Annotated in this window: 6 protein-coding genes; 1 reads left to right on the top strand and 5 read right to left on the bottom strand. The window is 67.9% G+C overall.

From position 1 onward, the window contains the following. Positions 1-422 (top strand): EamA family transporter (locus D769_RS20025; RefSeq protein WP_040011155.1); only part of this gene is annotated, 422 nt, incomplete at its 5' end. On the opposite strand, the gene D769_RS20030 is transcribed toward D769_RS20025, so the two are convergent. The 5 genes from D769_RS20030 to D769_RS20050 form a co-directional block, all read right to left on the bottom strand. Continuing rightward, the gene (locus tag D769_RS20030; protein WP_008648851.1) at positions 346-1,797 is read right to left on the bottom strand and encodes an FAD-binding oxidoreductase; all 1,452 of its coding nucleotides are present in this window, start codon (positions 1,795-1,797) and stop codon (positions 346-348) included. The two genes, D769_RS20025 and D769_RS20030, sit on opposite strands and share 77 nt — an antisense overlap. An 8-nt stretch (positions 1,798-1,805) precedes the next feature. Next, a complete protein-coding gene (hpaI, locus tag D769_RS20035) occupies positions 1,806-2,609 on the bottom strand; it encodes a 4-hydroxy-2-oxoheptanedioate aldolase (protein WP_008648853.1) in 804 nt (267 codons plus the stop codon). Between the two features lie 36 nt (positions 2,610-2,645). Further along, positions 2,646-4,115 (bottom strand): NAD-dependent succinate-semialdehyde dehydrogenase, encoded by a 1,470-nt coding sequence (locus D769_RS20040; RefSeq protein ID WP_008648855.1) that lies wholly within the window; start codon positions 4,113-4,115, stop codon positions 2,646-2,648. 63 nt (positions 4,116-4,178) lie between these two features. After that, positions 4,179-5,702 (bottom strand): altronate dehydratase family protein, encoded by a 1,524-nt coding sequence (locus D769_RS20045; protein ID WP_008648856.1) that lies wholly within the window; start codon positions 5,700-5,702, stop codon positions 4,179-4,181. A 16-nt stretch (positions 5,703-5,718) separates the two neighbouring features. Continuing rightward, positions 5,719-6,682: tripartite tricarboxylate transporter substrate binding protein (locus D769_RS20050; protein WP_008648859.1), on the bottom strand; the 964-nt coding region annotated here is incomplete at its 5' end.

Genomic DNA, 6,682 nt, shown 5'->3' on the forward strand with positions numbered 1-6,682 from the left:
TGCTGACGCGCCGCTGGCAGCCACCCGTGCCGGCGTTGACGTTCACGGCCTGGCAACTGACGGCGGGCGGCCTGCTGCTGGTACCGTTCGCGTGGTGGCTGGAGCCGCCGCTGCCGGCGCTGACCCTGCCGAACGTGCTTGGCATGGCATGGCTCAGCCTGATCGGGGCGGCGCTGACCTACGTGCTGTGGTTCCGCGGCATTGCCCGGTTGGGGCCGGGCGCCGTAGCCACGCTGGGGTTCCTGAGTCCGCTGACGGCGGTGGTGCTCGGCTGGATCGCGCTGGGTCAGACGCTGAGCACGGCACAGCTCGCAGGCATGGTGCTCGTGCTCGGCGGGGTCTGGCTCAGTCAGCGGGCCCAGCGATCCGTGGCAGCACCCGTCCCGGGTTCAGCAGGTTCTTCGGATCGAGCGCGCGTTTGACCTGCCACATCAGCTCCAGCTCCACCGTGGACTTGTAGCGCGTCAGGTCGTCGCGCTTGGCCACACCAATGCCGTGCTCGGCCGAGATCGAGCCGTTCTCCGCGTGCGCGAGACCATCGACCAGATCGGATACGGGCTTGTACCACTGGGCCAGGAAGTCCCTGGCCGGGCGATCCTTCGGCCGCAGCGGGTTGAAGTGCACGTTGCCATCGCCCATGTGCCCGTAGATCACCATCCGCGTGGCCGGCTCCAGTGCCAGCACGCCTGCGGAAGCCTTGCCGATGAAGTCCGCGATACGCGATACCGGTACCGAGATATCGCACTTGATGCTGCCGCCGGTGCGCGTCTGGGCGTCGGAGATCTCCTCGCGGATGCGCCAGAATTTCTGCGCGTCGGTCAGGCTCGACGCCACGGCCGCATCCACCACCCATCCCTGGCCGAGGCCGGCTTCCAGGATCTCCATCAGCGTCGTGTTCAGGCTTTCCTCGTCGGCGCCCGATGTCAGTTCGATCAGCACCATCCAGTCATGCCGGCCTTCCAGCGGCGACGGTTCGTTGCCGAGATATTCGAGCACGAGGTCCAGCGCCGGCGCCGAGATTAGTTCGAAGGCCGTCACGGCCTGGCCGGACAGCGCCCGCGCTTCGCCCAGCAGCTTCACGGCTGCCTCGGGGCTTTGCACGGCCACGAATGCCACGGCCGACGAGCGCGGCTGCGGCATCAGCTTGAGTACCGCACCCGTGATGATGCCGAGCGTGCCTTCCGCGCCGATGAACAGGTGCTTGAGGTCGTAGCCGGTGTTGTCCTTGCGCAGGCCGCGCAGCGACGAGAACACGCGACCATCGGGCAGCACCGCTTCGATGCCAAGCACCAGATCGCGCATGTTGCCGTAGCGCAGCACCGCCGTGCCGCCCGCATTGGTGGACAGGTTGCCGCCGATCTGGCACGAGCCCTCGGAGCCGATGCGCAGCGGGAACAGGCGCTTGCTGTCCTCGGCGGCCTGCCGCGCGGCGGAGAGCGTGACGCCGGCTTCGACGGTCATCGTATCGTTGACGGTGTCGATCGCCAGCACGCGATGCATCTTGCGCAGGCTGATGACTACGGCCGTGCCGCTGTCGTCGGGCACCGCACCACCCATCAGCGAGGTGTTGCCGCCTTGCGGCACTACCGGCACGTCGTGCTGGTAGCACCAGGTCATCACCTGGCTGACCTGTTCGGTGGTCGACGGCATGACCACGACGGGCGACTTGCCGACGTAGATGCGCCGGTAGTCGGTGACAAACGGTTCGGTATCGGCTGCGGCGGTCAGGCAGCCATGCGGGCCGACAATGGCCTGCATGGCCTGAAGCAGAACGTCTTGGGAGGGCAGGGCGGTCATCGTGCGAATCAGTAGGCGGCGCCCGGCGCGCTGATCTGGCCGGCGCGGTCGGGCAGGAATTCGGCGGCCAGCTTGCGGGCCGCGCTGGCGTACACCAGCACGTCCACGCCGGTGGCGACGAACGTGCAGCCGAGTTCGAGATATCGGCGTGCCAGGGCAGGGTCTGAAGTCAGCGTGCCGGCGGCCTTGCCGCTGGCGACGATGGTGCGCATGGCGGTCTCGATCTGGGCCTGCACGTCCGGGTGGCCGGGTTTGCCGCGATGGCCCATCGATGCCGCCAGATCGGCCGGGCCGATGAACACACCGTCGACGCCATCGACGGCGCAGATCGCTTCCAGGTTCTGCATGGCGGTCACGGTCTCGGCCTGCACCAGCAGGCAGACCTCGTCGTCGGCCACGTCAAGGTAGTCGGTGCGCGCGCTCCATTGCGACACGCGGGCCACCGCGCTGCCCACGCCGCGCACGCCGAACGGCGGGTAGCGCGTGGCGCGTACCAGTTCGGCTGCCTGCTCGGCGGTGTCGACCATCGGCACCAGCAGCGTGCGCGCGCCGATATCGAGCAGTTGCTTGATCAGCGCGGTCTCGCCGGCGACGGCGCGCACCACCGGCTGCGAGCGATAGGGGCCGAGCACCTGCAGCGTCTGCAGGATCGTGCGTACGTCGTTGGGCGCGTGCTCCCCGTCGATCAGCAGCCAGTCGAAGCCGGCCGTGGCCGTGACTTCGGCGAAATAGGGCGCGGCGCCGGACATCCAGAGTCCGATTTGCGCCTGGCGCGCGGCCAGCGCGGCCTTGAACGGGTTGTGTGCGGGCATGATGTCTCCTGTCGGGCCTTGGTTGTCAGACGGATTTCAGAGCAATTGGCCCTGGCAGAGATACTTGGTATGCATGTAATCGTCAAGCCCGTGGCGCGAACCCTCGCGCCCGTAGCCGGATTCCTTGACACCGCCGAACGGGGCGGCCTCCGAGGCCAGCGCCCCCTCATTGATGCCGACGATGCCGGTCTCCAGCGCCTGCGCCACGCGCCAGATGCGGCGCACGTCGTTCGAATAGAAGTACGCGGCCAGGCCGAACGGGGTGTCGTTGGCGTGGCGCACGACCTCGTCTTCGTGCCGGAAGCGGAACACCGGCGCCACCGGGCCGAACGTTTCCTCGTGCGCCAGCGCCATGGCCGGCGTGGCATCCACCAGCACGGTGGGCGCGTAGTAGTGCGGGCCGTCGCCGGTACGCACGCGCTCTCCGCCGGTCACCACGCGGGCGCCCTTGTCGACGGCGTCGCGCACGTGGCGGTCGATCTTGTCGACGGCACGTGCGTTGATCATCGGGCCGATCTGCGCGGCGGACTCGGTGGCGGGCCCCACGTGCAATGCGGCCACGCGTGCCGCCAGCCGTTCGACGAACGCGTCATGCACGCCATCCTGGACATAGACGCGGTTCGGGCACACGCAGGTCTGGCCGCCGTTGCGGAACTTGGCAGCCATCAGGCCATCGACGGCGGCGTCGAGATCGGCATCGTCGAACACGATGAACGGCGCGTTGCCGCCGAGTTCGAGCGACAGCTTCTTGAGCGTGCCGGCCGATTCGCGCGCCAGATGCTTGCCGACCGGCGTGGAGCCGGTGAACGTGATCTTGCGCACGCGCGGATCGGCCAGCCAGGCATCGACGACGGCCGGCGTGTTGGCGCGGGAGGCGGTGACGATATTGAGCACGCCCGGCGGCAGCCCTGCCTGCTGCGCGAGCCATACGAGGGCGAGGGCGGTCAGTGGTGTGTCCTCGGCCGGCTTGGCCACCACGGTGCAGCCAGCGGCCAGCGCCGGCGCGATCTTGCGCGCGATCATCGCCAGCGGAAAGTTCCACGGCGTGATGGCGGCCACCACGCCCACGGGTTCCTTCAGCACGATCATCTTGCGGCCCGGCACCGCTTCGGCCACCACATCGCCGCAGATGCGCGTGGCTTCTTCGGCAAACCATTCGACGTACGACGCGCCATAGCGGACTTCGCCCAGGCTCTCGTGCATCGGCTTGCCCTGCTCGGCGGAGATGATGCGCGCCAGGTCCTGCTCGTGAGCGAGGATCAGCGCGTGCCAGCGCTTGATCAGTTGCGCGCGTTCGCGGGCGGTGCGGCGGCTCCAGTCCGGGAACGCCGCTGCGGCCGCATCGGCGGCGCGCTGCGCGTCGGCGGCATTGCTATCGGGCACTTCGGCAATGACGTGACCGGTGGCGGGGTCGGTGACCGGTAGCCGGACGTGGGCGTCGCACCAGTGCTGGGCGATCAGGTTCCGGGTGCGGAGGAGGTCAGGGTTGGCGAGGGTGGTCAGCATAGGGAAGTGGGTGATGTCTGGCGCGGCGGGGGGAGAGGGCTAACGTAGGAAGCACCAAAGGCGCTAGCTCACGATCCCCACATGCCAGGGCACGAATTCATGGTCACCAAGCCCAAGCAACTCGCTCTTGGTGGGCTCGCCCGACGCGGCACGCAGGATGTGTTCGAAAATCCGTTCGCCCATCTGCGCCACGCTGAGCTCGCCGTCGAGCACCAGACCACAATTGATATCCATGTCTTCCTCGAGCCGCCGGTACATGGGCGAGTTCGACGCCAGCTTGATCGTCGGCGCGGGTTTGGACCCGAACATCGAGCCGCGCCCCGTAGTGAAGCAGATCAGGTTGGCGCCGCTGGCGATCTGGCCGGTGGCGGCCACGGGGTCGTAGCCGGGTGAATCCATGAACACGAAGCCGGCCGTGTCGATCGGCTCCGCGTACTCGTAGACAGCCTGCAGCGGCGTAGTGCCGCCTTTCATGGCCGAGCCGAGCGATTTCTCGAAGATATTGGCCAGTCCGCCCTGCTGGTTGCCGTGACCCACCACGCCGTTGAACTGCGCGTTCTGCCCGGCCGTATAGCGTTCCCACCAGGCCAGTCGGTCCAGCAGTTTCTGGCCGACCTCGGGCGTGACCGCGCGGCGCGTCAGCATGTATTCCACGCCGTGGATTTCGGGCGTCTCCGACAGGATTGCCGTGCCGCCGTGTCGCACCAGGATGTCCATCGCCGCGCCGAGCGCGGGGTTCGCGGTGATGCCCGAGAAGCCATCCGAGCCGCCGCATTCCAGGCCGATCTTGAGGTGGCTGGCGCTGACACGCTGCCGCGTGAAGGCGTTGGCGGCGGGCAGCATCCGCTCCACGGCGTGTACGCCTGCCGCGATGGTTGCCCGGGTACCGCCGGTGTCCTGCATGACCAGCGTATGGAGGTTCTCTCCGGGGACCAGTCCTTGCGATTCCACCAGCGAGGCCACCTGGTTGCGCTCGCAGCCCAGGCCGACGATCAGCACGCCGGCAAGATTCGCATGGCGCGCGTAGCCGGCCAGCGTGCGGCGCAGCAGATCGAAGTGCTCGCTCGGTGACGACATGCCGCAACCGCTGCTCTGCGCGAACGCCACCACGCCATCGACATTGGGGTAGGCGGCCAGACGCTCGGGCGTGAAGTGCGCGGCAATGTGCTTGATCACCGTGGCCGAACAGTTCACCGATGACAGGATGCCGATGAAGTTGCGCGTGCCCACGCGCCCGTCGGGACGCGCATAGCCCATGAATGTGGCGCGTTCGGCTTCGGGCACGTAGTCGATCGGGCGGACGTCGCTGCAGAAGGACGGGTCGCGATAGAAGTCCACCAGCCGGAGGTTGTGGCTATGCACGTGGTCGCCCGGGCCGATATCGCGGTCGGCTACGCCGATGACGGTGTCGTACTTGCGTACCTGTTCGCCGCGCGCAATCGCGCGCGCGGCAATCTTGTGGCCGGCGGGGACCTGCGCGCGCACGCGCAAGTCGAGGTCCGGCAGATGCTGGCCCAGCGTCAGGTCGCCACGGGCGATCAGGACGTTGTCGTTGGCGTGCAGGCGAATGACGGGGTTTGAGGTCACGATGGTTTTGCTTCGATCAGCCCTGTTGCAGCATTTCCTTGAGCTTCAGGCGCTGGATCAGTTGGGTTTCCTGGTCATAGACGGTGGCTACGTACTTCTTGTAGTCGGGGCCGTCCAGGTACATTACCGGCGCGTCGATGCGTGCGGCCACCGACTTGAATTCGGTGCTGGCCACGGCCGCGCGGAAGGCCTCGCGCAGCTTCATTTCCACGGCAGGCGGCAGCCCCTTGGGCGCGCCGATGCCGTTGGGCGCTTCCACCACGACGTTGTAGCCAAGCTCCTTGAGCGTGGGCGTGTCCTTGAAGCGCGGCGTGCGCTGCTCGCCCCAGGTGGCCAGCAGTCGTGCCTTGCCGGCTTCCACGTGCGGCGCCCACGAGCTGGAGTCGGCCAGCAGGTCCACCTGCCCGGCCAGCACGTCCTGCAGGGCTGCGGAGCCGCCCTTGTAGGCGATGGCGTTGAACTTGACGCCCGCGACCATGGCGAATTGCTCCATGCCCACGTGCGTGGCGCCACCAATGCCGGCGTGCGCGTAGGTGACGTGGCCCGGGCGTGCCTTGGCTTCGGCAATCACGTCGGCCAGCGTCTTGAAGCGCGAGTTCGTCGGCACGGCGATGCCGAATGTCTGGCCGGAAGTCCGCGCCAGATAGGTCAGTTCGGTGCGCGGGTCGAGTTGCAGAAGCCCGAGTTGCGAGAAGCGCGTGACCGAGATCGGAATCTGGCCGATCGTGTAGCCGTCGGGCGTGGCACGGGCCAGCGCCTTGGTGCCAATCATGCCCGACGCGCCGGCGCGGTTTTCCACCACGATCGACTGCTTGAGGATGCCGGACGCCACCTGGCAAAGCGCACGCATCGACTGGTCCGCCGTGCCGCCGACGGGCCACGGGCAGATGAAGGTGATGGGACGTTCGGGATACTCGGCCGCGGCGCGTGCCGTGGCCGGCACGATCAGGCCGGCGGTGCCGGTGGCGGCAGCGGCGGTG

Source organism: Cupriavidus sp. HMR-1 (assembly GCF_000319775.1).
Taxonomy (GTDB): Bacteria; Pseudomonadota; Gammaproteobacteria; order Burkholderiales; family Burkholderiaceae; genus Cupriavidus; species Cupriavidus metallidurans.

Coding starts and splice junctions, on each gene's coding strand:
- D769_RS20030 (WP_008648851.1), bottom strand. CDS start 1,797: ATGACCGCCCTGCCCTCCCAAGACGTTCTGCTTCAGGCCATGCAGGCC.
- hpaI (WP_008648853.1), bottom strand. CDS start 2,609: ATGCCCGCACACAACCCGTTCAAGGCCGCGCTGGCCGCGCGCCAGGCG.
- D769_RS20040 (WP_008648855.1), bottom strand. CDS start 4,115: ATGCTGACCACCCTCGCCAACCCTGACCTCCTCCGCACCCGGAACCTG.